13 protein-coding genes are annotated in these 14,969 nt (G+C 63.1%); 4 read left to right on the top strand and 9 right to left on the bottom strand.

Annotation, left to right across the window (positions count from 1 at the left end; genetic code table 11):
• On the top strand, positions 1-1,191 hold a 1,191-nt coding region (locus tag ACYVDE_RS04405; RefSeq protein WP_460500248.1), incomplete at its 5' end, for a peptidoglycan DD-metalloendopeptidase family protein.
• A gap of 2 nt (positions 1,192-1,193) precedes the next feature.
• On the opposite strand, the gene ACYVDE_RS04400 is transcribed toward ACYVDE_RS04405, so the two are convergent.
• From ACYVDE_RS04400 to ACYVDE_RS04370, 7 genes are all read right to left on the bottom strand, one after another.
• Positions 1,194-1,853, bottom strand: coding sequence for a hypothetical protein (locus ACYVDE_RS04400; RefSeq protein ID WP_460500247.1), 660 nt, complete (start codon positions 1,851-1,853; stop codon positions 1,194-1,196).
• Between the two features lie 96 nt (positions 1,854-1,949).
• The gene (locus ACYVDE_RS04395) at positions 1,950-3,443 is read right to left on the bottom strand and encodes a hypothetical protein (RefSeq protein WP_460500246.1); all 1,494 of its coding nucleotides are present in this window, start codon (positions 3,441-3,443) and stop codon (positions 1,950-1,952) included.
• A gap of 45 nt (positions 3,444-3,488) precedes the next feature.
• The gene (locus ACYVDE_RS04390; RefSeq protein ID WP_460500244.1) at positions 3,489-4,124 is read right to left on the bottom strand and encodes a hypothetical protein; all 636 of its coding nucleotides are present in this window, start codon (positions 4,122-4,124) and stop codon (positions 3,489-3,491) included.
• 493 nt (positions 4,125-4,617) lie between these two features.
• On the bottom strand, positions 4,618-8,025 hold the full coding sequence (locus ACYVDE_RS04385) for a hypothetical protein (RefSeq protein ID WP_460500242.1): 3,408 nt from the start codon (positions 8,023-8,025) through the stop codon (positions 4,618-4,620).
• Positions 8,026-8,214: 189 nt separating this feature from the next.
• Positions 8,215-9,693, bottom strand: coding sequence for a hypothetical protein (locus ACYVDE_RS04380; RefSeq protein ID WP_460500241.1), 1,479 nt, complete (start codon positions 9,691-9,693; stop codon positions 8,215-8,217).
• Positions 9,694-9,800: 107 nt separating this feature from the next.
• Positions 9,801-10,211, bottom strand: coding sequence for a hypothetical protein (locus tag ACYVDE_RS04375; protein ID WP_460500240.1), 411 nt, complete (start codon positions 10,209-10,211; stop codon positions 9,801-9,803).
• 18 nt (positions 10,212-10,229) lie between these two features.
• Positions 10,230-11,567: a hypothetical protein gene (locus ACYVDE_RS04370; protein ID WP_460500239.1), complete on the bottom strand. Its 1,338-nt coding sequence runs from the start codon at positions 11,565-11,567 to the stop codon at positions 10,230-10,232.
• 229 nt (positions 11,568-11,796) lie between these two features.
• On the opposite strand from ACYVDE_RS04370, the gene ACYVDE_RS04365 reads away from it, so the two are divergent.
• The 3 genes from ACYVDE_RS04365 (at position 11,797) to ACYVDE_RS04355 (ending at position 13,792) form a co-directional block, all read left to right on the top strand.
• Positions 11,797-12,204: a hypothetical protein gene (locus ACYVDE_RS04365; protein ID WP_460500238.1), complete on the top strand. Its 408-nt coding sequence runs from the start codon at positions 11,797-11,799 to the stop codon at positions 12,202-12,204.
• Positions 12,205-12,370: 166 nt separating this feature from the next.
• A complete protein-coding gene (locus tag ACYVDE_RS04360; RefSeq protein ID WP_460500237.1) occupies positions 12,371-13,387 on the top strand; it encodes an NAD(P)/FAD-dependent oxidoreductase in 1,017 nt (338 codons plus the stop codon).
• Positions 13,388-13,465: 78 nt separating this feature from the next.
• A complete protein-coding gene (locus tag ACYVDE_RS04355; protein ID WP_460500236.1) occupies positions 13,466-13,792 on the top strand; it encodes a 2Fe-2S iron-sulfur cluster-binding family protein in 327 nt (108 codons plus the stop codon).
• 171 nt (positions 13,793-13,963) lie between these two features.
• On the opposite strand, the gene ACYVDE_RS04350 is transcribed toward ACYVDE_RS04355, so the two are convergent.
• Together ACYVDE_RS04350 and ACYVDE_RS04345 are read right to left on the bottom strand one after the other, a co-directional pair.
• On the bottom strand, positions 13,964-14,218 hold the full coding sequence (locus ACYVDE_RS04350; protein ID WP_460500235.1) for an anti-sigma factor family protein: 255 nt from the start codon (positions 14,216-14,218) through the stop codon (positions 13,964-13,966).
• Between the two features lie 9 nt (positions 14,219-14,227).
• Positions 14,228-14,809: a sigma-70 family RNA polymerase sigma factor gene (locus ACYVDE_RS04345; protein ID WP_460500234.1), complete on the bottom strand. Its 582-nt coding sequence runs from the start codon at positions 14,807-14,809 to the stop codon at positions 14,228-14,230.
• Positions 14,810-14,969: the final 160 nt, after the last annotated feature.

Genomic DNA, 14,969 nt, shown 5'->3' with positions numbered 1-14,969 from the left:
GCTACGGCCGGCCGGCCCACCGCAGTGCCCCTGAGCTGGCCGCTGCGCCAGGCCGCGGGCTTCGACTACACCAACATCTACGGCATCAGCAATTTCGTCGACCACAACGCGGCGTACCCCAATGCGGTGCAGGATTTCAACTGCGGCACCCGCACCTACGACCAAGCCAGCGGCTATAACCACGCGGGCACGGACATCTTTTTGTGGCCCTTCAGCTACAACATGATGGACAGCCAGCAGGCCGAAATTGTAGCGGCCGCGCCCGGCATCATCATCGGCAAGGCCGACGGCAACTACGACCGCAATTGCGCCATGTCGAACGCCCCCTGGAATGCCGTGTACGTGCAGCACGCCGATGGCTCGGTGGCCTGGTACGGCCACATGAAAAGCGGGTCGCTGACGACGAAGGCCGTGGGTGCCAGCGTGGCCCTGGGCGAGCGGCTGGGTTCGGTGGGTAGCTCGGGCAGCTCCACGGGCCCGCACCTGCACTTCGAGCTGCACAGCCCCAGCGGAGCCATACTCGACCCCTATTCGGGCCCCTGCAGCCCGGCCGCCACCTGGTGGGCTGCGCCCCGCTCCTACTACGAATCGGCCCTGAATACCGTGCTGCTGCACCGCGCCGCCCCGGTGCTCAATGCCTGTCCTACGCCCGACATCACCAACGAGAGCAGCGCCTTCGTGCCCGGCGACCGCCTCTTCACGGCCGCGTACTACCACGACCAATTGGCTGGCCAAACCACGCAGTATACCATCTACCAGCCCAACAACACGGTATTTGCCACTTGGACGCACGCCTCGACGGCGGCGCATTACGCAGCCTCGTACTGGTACTGGAGCTACACGCTGCCCGTTTCCGCTCCCCTCGGGCAGTGGCGCTTCGAGGCCCGCTACCAGGGCACCACCGTGTCGCGCACCTTCACGGTGAGCACCACCACGGCTACCGCCGCGGCCCGGCTAGCCGCGCAGTACACGCTGGCGCCCAACCCGGCTACTGATGCCGTGCAGCTAACCGGCCCGCTGCCGGTGGCCCGCGTGCAGGTGCTTAATCCGCTGGGCCAAGTGGTGCGCACCATCGACAACGTGCGCCAGCCCACCCTTGACCTGCGCGAACTGGGCGCGGCGGGCCTGTACCTGGTGCGTCTGTACCGCCCCGACGGCAGCGTAGAGCAGCACAAGCTATTGCGGCAATAGACTTACTTACCGATTGAGCCAATCTTGGGCTGAATCTGGATGATGAAGCGCTTGTTGAGCGCCTCCTGGCTGCCGGTGTAGCGGCCGGCTCCGCGGAAACCGCTGCCGGCCGCCACCACTTCTAGGTTGGCAGGGAAGCGCAATCCCGCCTGCTCCCAGAGGCGAATCACGCTCAACGCCCGGCTGTAGCTGAGCTGGCGCACGGCGGGCCCGTCGAGGTTGTGCGGGTCGTTGGCGGGGTAGCGCAGGTCTTTGGCGGCGCGGCCCTCCACCACGATGAGGTACTGCACGTTGTCGTCGTTTTTTATCGACTTCATCTCGCTGAGCAGGAAACGGCCAGCCTTGATGAGCGGCGTTTGGGCCTCGTAGGGCAGCACGTCGCTCTTGGGCGCGAAGGTGACGGGGAATTTCAGCTCGTAGCGCTTATAGGTGGCGTTGTACTCAAAATAATTACTCTCCAGCCGCTTGAGCGCGGCCTTGATTTCGTCGAGCTTGCGCTTTTCCTGCACCTGCACCTTCAGGTCGTAGATGAGCTTGTCGTTGTCGCGCTGCTTGTCCTTGAACAGCTTGTAGCTGAGCACGAACAGCACGAGCATGGTCAGGAACAAGGCCGTCATAAGGTCCACGTAGCTGGGCCAGAAGAAGTCCTTGTCTTTGCTCATGGTGTTGGTTGTGGGATGGCCGCCGGGATGTAGCGCGGACTTTCAGTCCGCGAGTGAGTGGTTTAATTTAGTTGGGTCGCGGACTAAAAGTCCGCGCTACTTCTTCCCCAGCACATTCCGCTGAAACCAGTTTGGCTTGGTCAGCTCCTCCAGCACCTTGTTGGTGCGGTCCACTTGTTTCAAGAGCTCCTGTTGCAGCTGCGAATCAACCAGCAGACGGCCTTCGAGGCGCTGCATGGCTTGGGCGGTTTGCTGGGACTGGCGCTCCTGCAGCAGGTTGAGGTCTTTTTGCTGGGCCGGGAGCTGGGTGAAGGGGTTGAGGTACTCGGTGATTTTCTGGTAAATGTTGTCCTGGTTGAGGCGGCGGAAATGCTGCTGCCACTGCTCGTGGGCGGTGCTGGCTTCCTGCTGCAGCTGTTGCAGGCGGCCGTCGAGCTCGGCGTCCATGCGGTGCACGCCTTCGCTCACGCCCTGGCGGATTTGCGCGCCCAGGTCTTTCAGTAGCGAGCTGTGCTGGGTGAAGAACGCGACTTGCTGGCGCAGGGCGTCGTCGTGCTGCTGCAGGTATTGCGGCACGCTGGTCAGGCCCTGCTCCAGGGCCGTGAGGCGGTTGAGCAGCGCGCCGATGGTTTGAGCGGCCTCGGTGCTGTGCGTCACGGTAGTATTCAGGGCCTGCTGGTAGCCCAGGAATTTCTCGAAGGTCTGGGCGCTTTCGTCCACCCTATCAAACACCTTCACGGTGGCGTTGGCCAGCTCCGAGTAGCCAATTTTTTCCAGCTGCTCCAGGAAGCGCTTCTGCACGCTCACGTTCTCGGTGATGCTGGCAATAAGCGGCGTAAACTCGTGAATCTTGCTGAAAAAGTCGTTCTGAATCTGGCTGAAGAACTCGGCATTAAACGTGTCGAGCACCGATTTCAGGTTGCTCATGCCGGCCTGCATATCGGAGTTCAGCTTGGGCAGCAGGGCCTTTTGCAGGAAGGTATAGTAGGCATTTTTCTGGCGGTCGCGCACGGCCCGCGCCTGCTTTAGCAGTTGGTTACCGGCCAGCGTAAAGGCCAGGCCGAACAAGCTGCCAATCATCGCAATAAGCACCCCGCCCAGGAAGTGCTGCACGTCGCCGTTGCTGAACGAGGTATCGGTATTCGGGTTGGCCGTGACGTCGGCAAACGGGTTGCCCACCAGCGACACCAGCCCGATAATGGCCCCCGTGAAGGTGCCCAGCAAGCCCAGGTAGAGCGGCGTGGTTATCTGCGCCTGAATCTCGTCGTCCAGCGCTTCGGCGTGGCGTTCCGAAATGTCTTTGAGAATGCCGAAATCGGCCGCTGCGCCGCGGTTGTTCAGCAGGTACTCGTTGGTGTCGGTGATGATTTGGCCGAACTCCGGCGAGGTATTGTTGGCGATGAGGGCGTCGTACTGCACCGCGAAGTTCTTCTCGGGCTGCGCGGCGGTGTAGGGAATGGGCTGCACGCCCACCGCTCCCGCCGCCGGGTACATGTCTTGAATACGCCCGATGAGCTGCCGATTGCGGAGGAATACCACCGCCTGCCACGCCACCAGCGCCAGAATTAACAGAATTTCGATTAGGAGCATAGCTGCTTTCTCAGGATAACGGCCGAAGGTACCGCCCGCGTCGGCTTAGCTCAGCGCGATGCCCGCCTTCTGCACCACATGCCAGGCGTCGTCGCGCTTCTCCAGCTTGCCAGGCGTCAGGTTTTTGATGCTGGTGAACTGCTCCGTCGGCGGCAGCTCGAACTGGAAGAACTCCTTTAGCTCGCGTACCCCGTTGCCGATAATGCGCGACTGGTCGGCTTGGGGGCTGAATGAGAACTGCGCCGTAATGGCTTCCGAGTGCGGCAGCGTGATGAGCAGCGGCATCTGCGGCAGCGGGTTGGGGCTGAGCTTACGGTGCTCGATGCTGGGCACGTCGGGGGCCGGGCCGTAGAAGTGCAGCGGGCCGTTGGTGGGCGCGGCCGAGGCCGTTGCAGGAGCAGCAGCCGCTTCGGCCGGCGCTGCGGCTTCCGGCGCGCTAGCTTCAATCAGTTCCTGAATGGCGGGCGGCGTGGAAGTAGGGGCCGACCACTCGATGGTTTGACCGGGCTCCAACGCTTGGTTGTCGACGGGCAGATTGGTGGAATTCATAGCAGAGGAGTGGGCGGGGTTAACAGAGGGTTGCTCGGCGCGCGCGGCTACCGAGTCGATGGAATTGTAGTTGGCAGCCTTTTTCTTGTTCTGCGCGGCCGGGTTGCCAGCTGGCTTGGGCTTGCCCTGCATCTCACGCATTGATTTAGCCGAAACCTTACGCTCAGGCTGTTCATCGCCAGCCGCAGCCCCGCCGGTTGCGGACGAACTGGCCGGAGCAGGTGACGCCGCTGGCTGGATTGCCGGCGGGCCTACTCGGACATTTTGCGCCGGACCCTTCCTCGCCAGTGTCGGCGATTCTTCGGTTGGCGCAGGTGTCTCCGGCTGGGGGCTACCAGCCGGCTTAGCCGCCTTTCGCGTAAGCATCCATACGCCCAGCGCACCGATTACCACGCCACCCAATACCGCCCACACCGTTGTTGACCAATGCGATTCGGGTTTGGCTACAACGGCCGCGCCATGAGCCGCAGTAGAATCCGCAGTTGCACGCGCAAGTGAGCCAGATGTTGGCTGCGCCCAGCCCGGCTGGCCGCTCAACAGCGTTAGCACCAACAGAAGCAGCAACGGCCGGCTGCCCTTACTCGGGCAGCCGGCCGGCTGGCACAGGCTCATCGAGCCATTCCGGCTAGTTGAGCGGCTGCGCGTCATGAAGCACCTTGGATAGCTCATACAGGGCGTTTTTGAACGGCAGGAAGAACAGCGTTTCGGGAATCGTGTCGCCGTCGCGTAGCACGTCGGCGTACTGCTGGCGGTAGAGGTTGAAGGAGTCGCCGAGGCTGCGCTCCAGCGTGCTCATCACCAGGCCGGGGTCGTTTTTCACGCCCAGGTCGGCCTGCACGCGCTTCAGCTCGGGGTCTTCGAGCAGCAGCTTGAGGCAGGCGCGGGCATTGCTGAGCACGGCCTGCTTGATTTCGTCGGTCACGGCCGTGGGTTCGAGGTGGTGTTCCCCTTTATCGGCCTGCGGGTTCTCGGCGTCGGGGGCCACGCCCACGGGGCGCACTAGCGGCGGGTCTTGCGGAATCTGGCCGGTGGCGAGCACGCCGCCGTTGGCCGTGGTTTGCTTGGGGTCGTCGGCCAGCTTGATGCGGAAATCGGACGGCACGGTCTGGCCGGTGGCTTTCTCCATGATGAGGCGGGCCAGCTTCTCCACCGGCTGCAGGTTGGAGCCGGCCGCCAGCAGGCGCACGTAGAGGCTGCCGCGCCCCGTGAAGCACAGGTAGCGCGGCAGCTGCTGGCCGTTGGCCACCGTCACCTGCGCCACGTGGTAAATCAGCGCCCCGAAGTGCAGGTAGAACAGTACCCGCAGGTGCTCGGCCCGCAACAGCCGCTCGCTGAAGCCCAGCAGCTGGTCGTAGTTGAACAGGAAGCTGGCCACGTCCTCGGAGCCGAAATTGTCGGTGCCCTCGGCTACCAACACGTATTCGCGGGCCCGGCGGGCGGCGGGGCTCAGCACCGCGCTCTGTACTCCGGCCACCCCAAAGCGCACGAGGCCGTTGTCCTTAGCACCGCGCACCTCAGCCCCACCGTCGCCCCACAGGTCATTGCCAGCGAAGCGGAACGAGGTGCTCAGCACCGGCTTGCGGTCGGCGTAGAGCAACACGTCGGTGGTGCCGCCGCCGATGTCGATGAAGGCCGCGTTTTCGCCCGGCCCCAGCGTCACGATGTTGCGGCGCGTAAGGTAGTAGTACGGCGCGGTCGACTCCACCATGCAAGGCATGGAATTGGTCGTCTTGAACACGTCGTGGAACAGCGTGTCCCACTCGCGCTGATACAAGTTACGCTGGTATGTCGAGAAGCTCAGCGGGGCAAACCAGGTGATTTGCGTGGCCGCGAGGTTGCCGCCATTCAGCGCCACTTTGGCGCGGCACAGCAGCAGGATTTCCTTGAAAAACGCCCGCACGCGGTTGGTGTTGGCGATGTTCAGCGAGTTATCCCACTTCAGATTGGTGTGATAATTCGGCCGGCGCTGCTCCTCGGTGATAATGCCAAAAGCCACGTTGATGTTGCCGAGCACGCTCAGCTCCTGGGTGGCATAGTTGGCTGCCTCATAAGTAGCGGTGCGGGCCGGGAAGGCGTAAGGCGAGCTGTCGGCCCCAATAATCGGCGGCACGAACTCGCGCTCCTGATATTGCTGCCAGCGCTTGATTTGCACAAAGTTGGCCGGGTCGTCGTCGATGCCGCGGTACAGGCGCTCGTAGGCGGTGCGGTCGGGCTCGGCGGTGCTCTTTTTCAGCAGCGCCACCGGCGTATCGGCCAGGCCGAAGCTGAACGGCTTGGGCTCCTGCCCGGGGCTGTCCTGCATGGCCACGTGGGTATTGGTGGTGCCGAAGTCGATGGCGAAGCGGTACTCCTTGGTGCCCTGGCGCACTTCGGGCCAGCGCGGGATGATGAGCGCGCGGCCCTCGGCCGGGGCCGGGTTCAGCACCTCGAGGTAATCGAAGTGGGTACCGCGCACCTCGTAGTAGGTGCTGCCCTCGTCCTGACCGGTTTTGGGAGTGCGCTCGTAGCGGGTGGCGCTCTGGTCGGTGCCGGTTTCGCTCAGTTGGTGGCCGTTGGCCCAAAATTTCAGGTCGACTTTCTTGGTCACCATGCTGGGGTCGATGTTATTAGCATCCACCAGCATGACTTTGTAGAAGTCGTTGTACTGCGGCGCGTCGGCCACTTTCACGAACGGGAACACCGACAGCGCCACGTTGGTCACGCGCAGCCGGCCCACGCCCTCCCCTTGCGGGTTGTCGTAGTAAGCCCGCTCATAATCAACATGGTCGCCCCCGCTTACCGGCACCCGCAGCTTCACCCGAATGCAGGCCGATTCCAGCTCCAGGGTGAGGTGCTCAGCTAAGTCCTGCTGCGAGAAATAGTCGAAATACATCGGCTTGATGGGCAGAAGCGGCCAGTTATTGGGCCGGAAACCCGGCGCAATCTTCACGTTTCCAGTGAAGAAACGGGTTTCGTCCACCTCGTAGGGCACGGCTAGCAGGGTTTCTTCCAGCAGGTCGTTCACCGTCAGGTACGGGTAGGGCAGCTCCGGGCCGGGCAGCGTGCGCTCCTTCAGGGGCCGGGCATCGGTGAGGGGCACGATGGCCCCGCTGTCGGCAAACAGCGTTTCGTTGTAGTACTTCTTACCCACGGCCTTCAGGCCCGGGCGCAGCACGATGGGCAACGGCCCCGCCACCCCCGCCCGCGTGGGCCGGATGAACAGGTCGGAGCCGCGCACGGTGCCCTCGTCGGGGCGCACGCGCAGCAGCACGCCGGCCACGTCAATCTGGTTGTTGTGGGCGTCGGTCAGCACCGGGTAGTTGCTGAGGCTGGCGGTGCCATCCATGGCCCATTTTTGCAGCAGGCCGCGGTCCAGCGTGTCGCGCACCAGCGGGGCGAGGGCCGTCAGAGCCGGGTCACCCACAAACTCCTGGTACACGTAGTCGCGGAAAGCGGCTTCGCGGTTGGCCAGCGGCACGTATTGGTTATCAAAATAATAGCCTCCCCCCTGCGGGCGCTGCACGGGCAGCGGCTTCACGTTGGGCGCCGGAAAAAACAGCGTGAGCGGCGAGGTGCCACCGATGAGCTGCGGCACGCCATTGGCGCCGGGGAAGTAGATGAGGTGCAGCTCGGTCAGCTTCGCGAAGCGGCCGTCGAGGTACAGGGCCAGCACGTCGGCCAGCGGGCGGGTGGCGGGGTTCTGGCGCAGCTTGGCCAGCTCCTCATCCTTGCGCCAGGCCCGGATTTGCAGGCGCTGGCTGGCCAGCTTGCGCTGGTGGAAGTTGAACACCATTTCCCACACGTCCCAGAAGTGACTCACCAACTGGTGGTACACCGAGTCCTGAGCCGCGCCGCCCTGCGTCACGAAGCGCAAAGCCGTCTCCACCAGGTGCATGCGGGCGAAGGGCGAGGGAATCGAAACCGCCACCTTGGCGGCCCGGCCGCCCTGCGGGTCAAGCAGGCGCTCTACTTCGTGGGGGCCAATTTTACCAGTCGGTCCCCAGCCCTCGTGGGTGCTGGAGCCGGTGTCGTGCAAACGCAGGATTTTAGCCATGTGTATGATTGCGAGAGGCGCTAACGGCGGAACCTCACCCCTGCCCCCTCTCCTCAGGAGAGAGGAGCCACGGCGGCACGGGTACTGGTTGCGAAAAGCCTCTAGAGTTGTTTCAAGTTTGTTTTAAGCGAAGTGTCTCCAAGCTCCCCCTCTTCCCAAGGAGAGGGGGTCGGGGGGTGAGGTGGCCCGTCAGGAATACTGCAGCTTCTTATCCAGAATCTCGTCCGTCGCCTCCTCAAATGCCTTCACAACCCAGCGCAGCGCCTCGTTCTCGGTGGGGCTTTTCAGGGTGTCTTTGCCCACGGCTTTGGTCAACTCGTCGCGGAAATAGCCGGGCGTGATGCCTTTGCTGAAGATGCCGGTTTCTACCGTCTTATCGGCCACCATTTTGTTGAAATCAGCCTCGTCGGCGCGGATGGCGGTGTAGCGGCGCTGGTTCACGCCCAGCTCGCGCAGCCATTCGTTGTACTCGCCGAAAAAGTCGGTTAGCTCGCGCAGGGCGCGGTTGTTGCGCAGCTGGGCTGAGAGGTCGCCGGCTTCGTAGTAGGGCGCTTTGGCGTCGCCGGGCGTGTGCTGGAGGAAGTAGCGGGCGAAGTAATGCAGCTGGATAAGCGGGCGGGCCACTTCCTGGCGCATCTCGGCGGGCAGCTGGCCGAAATCGATGTCGGTACTGTCGGCTTTCAGGCCGTACTCGTGGTAGAGGGGCTGATTGCTGTCGAGCTGGTTGTCGGGCACTTCCATGAAATGCTGGATGGACAGCGCGCCCAGCATTTCGAGCAGGTGGGCCTGGTTGCGCTGCTCGGCGCGGCCGGGGTGGTTGGCCAGCGGCTGGCCGGGCTGGTCGCCCAGGTAGTACATCGCCTCTAGTCCCTGCAGGTTGTCGGCATAGTACGAAAGGGCCGTTTTCGTCTTCGTAATGAAGGTATTAGAGTCGATGAAATCCTGACCAGCGGCCTTCTCATCGGCCGAAGGGTCGGCCAGCTTGAAGTAGGGCAGCATCACCAGCGCGCCGGCTTTGAGGCGGCGGCGGATTTCGGGGTGGGCCAGCGGGGAGTTGGCGTCGCGCAGGTTTTTCACCAGCAGCGGGAAGCCGGCCGCGCCCGTGCCGCCAAAAATCGAGCTGATGAAAAAGGCCCGGTCGCCGTCCTGCAGGCTTTGGGCGAGGTAGCGCATTTCCTTGGATTGCACCACCGCATTCAGCACCACCGAGCCCACGTTGGGCGAACCGCGGAAGCCCACGTCGAGGTTGACCGCGAGGCTGTCCTGCGTGAACAGCAAATCGACCAAGCCCTGCGTTTCCACCGAGAGGTCGTTGTATTTCAGGTAATCCCGAAACGGCTGGCTGATGCCGCCGAAGTCGTACACGAACGAGTCGCGCAGCTCCTCGCCGCCACCGCTGGTGTTGAGGTGGGCCAGCGTGTTCATGGGCTGGCTGAAGAAGCCGGTTTTTTCCTTCTGGCCGTCGCCGTACAAGGCTTCATGAATGCGGGCGTAGCGCTTGAGCAGCGCCACGGTGCGCGTCACGTCACCGTTCTGGGTGTCGGGGTCGATGAGGACGGGCACCACCTGGTCGCAGTTCGGAATGCGCACGCCCGCCGCCAGCAGCATGGTGAGGGAGCGCAGCACGCGGGCCCCGGTGCCGCCCACAGCGAAGATGAATAACTTCATGGAGTATTGAGTTTTGAATGTTGAGTTTTGAGGTTGCAATGCTGAGGTAGGTCGAAAGCAACTCTTGCCATCAACTCAACTCTCAACATTCAACACTTAAAACTTCCTTAAAAAGGCCCCACAAACGGTGTGGTACGGGCGTAGGTACTCCAGCGCTTCAGCAGCACCGACAGCAGCAGGAACCACAGCGCCGCCACCAGCATGTTCACCACCATAAAATAGCCCAGGTAGCTACTCACTTCGGCCCCGTGGCCTTTGCTGAGGCTGTTGGCCAGAAACACGCCCAAGCCGGCGGCCAGCGCCAGCGTCAGGGTCCAGTGTGTGGTGCGGAACATGCCCGTGCGCAGCGCCGAGTTAAATACATAGTAAAAGGCCAGCACCAGCAGCAGGCTCACGCCCAGCGTACTCCAGCCCACTAGCGAGAACAGGTCTGTTTTATATAAGCCATAGTCGGCCGGGCGTTGGCTTTGGAAAATGGAAATCAGCGCCGAGTACAGGCTGGTGAAGAAGGTTTGCATAGGTCGAAAAGAGGCGGGTTACTTGTCGTTTTTGAGCGGGAGCTGCACCGTGAATACGGCCGGCAAAGTGGTAGGATACGACTGCCGGACGCCGGTCAGCAGCTGGTCGAGGCCAAACGTGCGGGGGGCGGGCGTATTGTCGTTGGTGGTGCTCCAGGCGGCCACCCAGTCCGGCGTTTCCGGGGCGGGCAGGCTCAGGGTGAGCGTGGCGGTGGGGGCCGCCAGCTTGCTCACCCGCAGGCGCGCCACGTGGGTGTAGGGCGCCAGCACGGGCTGGCCGCTCTGCTCGTCGTCGGTGAGCGGGCGCACCGAGTTGGGCAGCAGGCTGGCCTGGCCGTTGGGCAGACGCACCTGCAGATGTTGGGCCAGAAATGCCGGCTTTTGCCACGCTTCGGGCAATTCCTTCAAATTCAGCCCCACCGAAAAGTCTACCGGGTCGTCGGAGGGGTTCAGCGTCAGGCCGTTGTTCTCGGCGTATACCGTACCGCCGCTCGATTTTAATTTCGGGTCCGTCAGCTTGGTGAGCAGCGGCGAGAAAGCCGGCGTGCTGGTTTTCAGCCCGAAAAATGCCTGCTGGGCCGGCGCGTTGCGGAACACCTCGGCCGCGTAGCGCGCCACCTGCGCGGGCGGGCCAATCACCCACACGTAGTAAGGCACCTTCTCGCCGTTGAGGGTGCGTTTTTGCACCGGCGTTTTCACGGCGGGGAAGTAGCTGCCGTAGAAATGCGAGGTTTCGCCGAACACCGCCACGGCCAGCTGCTGCCGGCTCACGGGCGCAATGGCAGTGCGAATCAGGTTCGGCAGTTGCGAAAAGTCAGACTTGCGGGCCGGGCCATAAATGAAGTCCGAAATCACCACGCTCACCTCTTCCCCTGCTTTGGGGCGGTTGAGGATGCCTTCGAGCATTTGCGGCAGCTCGGTGCCGAGGGCGGCCTGGCTCACCTCACCCTGCACTACGTCACGCAACTGCTCGAACTTGACGGGGCGCGGGGCGGCGTTTTCGCAGAGGTAGTATTTGCGCTCGGCCACGGCCCCGTTCACCTGCGTTTCGGTGATGAGGGCGCCGATGCGCTGCTGGAACTCGGTGGCCGGCTTGTCGGCCCCGCCGCGGGGCACGAAGCCCTTCATGCCGCCCGAATATTCCAGAAAAATGCTCACATGCAACGGCGCGGCTTCGGTGCTGGCGGGCGCTTCGGTAGTGGCTTTGGCACCTTTGGCGGGCTTGGTGGCGGTGGTTTCGGCCGGCTCCGAGCTGCAGGCCGTCAGTAATGAAACAGCTCCAAAAAGCGCCCCAGCGAGCCGGAAACAACGAAACAGACGCGGCGCGGGCAAGCCCACGGAAACGGAAAACGGCATAGAAAAGGCGCTAGGCGGGGTTTTGGGACGAAGTATAGGCATTACGCAGCAAAAAGCCGGCCGGCCGAACCCACACCTACCAAACGCCGATAACGCGCCGGTGGTACGCGTATTTTTGCGGATAGCCAAAATCCGGTGGTTTGCGTAGTGGCTTTTTCGGCAAGTAGCCAGCCATGATGTCCGTGCTAACCGGCTGGTATTTCGTCTTTTATTTTTTTCCGCGTCGCTCATGCGCCTCATTGCCTTTCGTCCCGAATACCAGATAACGGCCGAAATCACCCGCAACCGCATATTTTACAAACACTTCGCCGAGCTGGCCCAGGCGGAGGCGCTGCCCGAGTACCTAGAGGACTGGCAGCAGGCGCTGGATTCGATGCAGCCGGGCTTCACCATTCTCAGCGACATGACCGAGCTGGCCGAGGTGTCGGGGCCGCTGGCCCGGCTGTTTGAGCAGGCCCAGCAGTTGCTCGACGGCCGCGGCCTGCGCATGATTGCCACCGTGCAGCCGCCCGAAGTAGCGCTGCCGCACGCCCACGACTCGCCCGAGGCGCCGTCGAAATACCCGCGGCGCAATTTTACCGACCTCTGGGAAGCCGATAAATTCCTAGACGAGCTGGCCACCGAGCCTCAGCCGTAACGTCGGCGCGGCCGGGCCCAACGTTTGGCCCCGCTAGGCGGTTATCAACCAGAAAACTGCCCGCCAATTGGCCGCCCCCGCCCCCGGGCCGTACCTTTGCGGCAACGGCCGCCTGTGTTGCGGTCGCTTAAAAGCCGACGCCCGGTTAAAGGCACTTTATACTTTTATGTCCACACCCATTTCCACCGATATCTGCATCATCGGCGCCGGCCCGGTCGGCTTGTTTGCAGTATTTGAGGCGGGCTTGCTCAAGCTCCGCTGCCACGTCGTTGATGCCCTGCCGCAGCCCGGCGGTCAGCTCTCCGAAATTTACCCCAAGAAGCCGATTTACGACATCCCGGGCTTTCCCGAGATTCTGGCCGGCGACCTGGTCGACAATCTGATGAAGCAGATTGAGCCCTTCCACCCCACCTTCACGCTGGGCGAGCGGGTGGAGCAGTTCAAGAAGCTCGACGACGGCTCGTTCCAGCTTTTCACCACCGACGGCACCGTAATTCACTGCAAGGCCGTGGCCATTGCCGGCGGCCTGGGCTCGTTCGAGCCCCGCAAGCCAGCCGTCGAAAACCTCGAAAACTTCGAAGGCGGCCGCGGCGTGCACTACATGGTGCGCGACCCCGAGCACTTCCGCGACAAGAAAATCGTGATTGCCGGCGGCGGCGACTCGGCTCTCGACTGGACCAACTTCCTCGCCAATGTAGCCTCCGACGTGACGCTGGTGCACCGCGGCACCACTTTCCGCGGCGCCGCCGACTCGGCCGAGAAGGTGAAAACCCTGGCCGAAGCCGGCAAAATCAAGCTCGTGCTCAGCTCCAACGTGACGCACCTGCACGGCAACGGCACCCTGAAGGAAGTAACCATCACCGGCAACGACGGCCAGGCCGAAACCGTGCCGCTCGACTGCTTCATCCCGCTGTTCGGCCTCACGCCCAAGCTCGGCCCCATCGGCGAGTGGGGCCTTGAAATCGAGAACGATGCCGTGAAGGTGGACACGCTCGACTACAGCACTTCGCTGCCCGGCGTGTTCGCCATCGGCGACATCAACACCTACCCCGGCAAGCTCAAGCTCATCCTCTGCGGCTTTCACGAGGCGGCACTCATGTGCCAGGGCGCATTCAAATACATCTTCCCCGACAAGAAATACACGCTCAAATACACGACCGTGAACGGGGCACCTTCTATGTAAAATGGTGATTGAGTAAATGAGTACGTTGGCGCCAGCCGTCTGCTCATTTACTCAATTACTCACTTACCAACTTATCAATTGGAAAACGACATCCGCATCTACGTTGAAGAAACGCCCGGCCAGCGGCGCGAAATTGTAGCCCCTACCGACATGGGCCTGAGCCTGATGGAGGTGCTGAAGGCCGACGGCTACGATATTCAGGCGACCTGCGGCGGCATGGCCCTGTGCGCCACCTGCCACGTCGAAGTACTGGCCGGCCCTGCTCTGCCCGAACCCGAAGACGCCGAGCTCGACATGCTCGAAACCCTGCCTGTGGTGCACGAAGGCTCGCGCCTGAGCTGCCAGATTCGCCTCACGCCCCGCACCGACGGGCTGGTGGTGCGCCTGGCCCCCACGGGAGCGTAAGCACAGCCCCAGCGGGGCGGCACACCGGTAGCCAGCCGCCCGCACCACTTGTCTAAAGCCCCAGCGGGGCGACACTCGTTCAACGAATGTCGCCCCGCTGGGGCTGTGTTTTTTTCAATAACCGGTAGAACTACTACCGATATGTCGCCCCGCTGGGGCTACCTACCTGCTTTACCCAGCCGCCACCAGCCGCTCGCGCATCCGTTCCTTGGCCGCCGCCGACAACGCTGGCCCAGCTTGCGAACGAGCAGCAACTGATGCCCGCGCCCATTCGGCAATCAGCACGGTTTGCTGAGAGTAGCGCTTGCAATACGGGCAGATGCGCAGGTGCAGCCACAGGCTGGCCCGCTCGCGCCGGGGCATGGCGGGGTCCTGGCGCTGCTCGATGAGCAGGGTGGCGTGCTGGCAGTTGATGAGTCGTAGCATAGCGGATAGTTAGTTCTGGCCCAGGCCGTGTTTTTCGAGGCAGCGGCGCAGCTGGAGCTTGGCCCGGTGCACAATTACCCAGTAGTTGGCCGAAGTCAGACCCAGCTCCTGACAAATTTCTTCGGCCGATAATTCCTCCACGAAGCGCATGGCGAACACGGCGCCCTGCTGCGGCGAAAGCCGCTCCTGGCACCGGTGCAGAATCTCGTGCAGCTCCTGCTGCTCCAGCGCGGCATCGGCCCGAAGCCAGCTGGCGGGGGCCTGCGGGCCGGTCCAGTGGCCGTTGGTGGGGTTGAAGTAGTCGGCCTCGGTGGGGCCGCCGCCGTCGCTGAGGGCATCGAGACCGACGTGCGGGGCGCGGGCCTGCCGGCGGTAGTAGTCGATGATTTTACGGCGCAGAATGACAAACAGCCAGGTACGCTCCGAGGCTTCGGCCCGGAAGGTGGCCAGGCTGGCCAGCGCGCTGAGGAAGGTTTCCTGCACCAGCTCTTCGGCGGCTTCGGCATCGGAAACGCGACTCAGGGCAAAGCGGTATAGCTCGTCGCCGAAGCGGGCGGGCCACTCGGCCGGAACTGGGGTTGCTGGGGTCATGCAGGGCGGCGATTGGCGCGGGGAGTTGCGCCTACAATATTACGGCCCCTACTCCACCGCGGCCGTGCCCACGCCCACAATGCGGTGCGAAGCCACCTCCTGCACCAGCGCCACCACCCGCAGGTTGGGCCGCTGCCAGCCGGCCGGCAGCGCCAGGGCC

Source organism: Hymenobacter agri, assembly GCF_054778495.1.
Note: the sequence above shows the minus strand (reverse complement) of the source record. Positions and strands in the feature narration are given on the sequence as shown.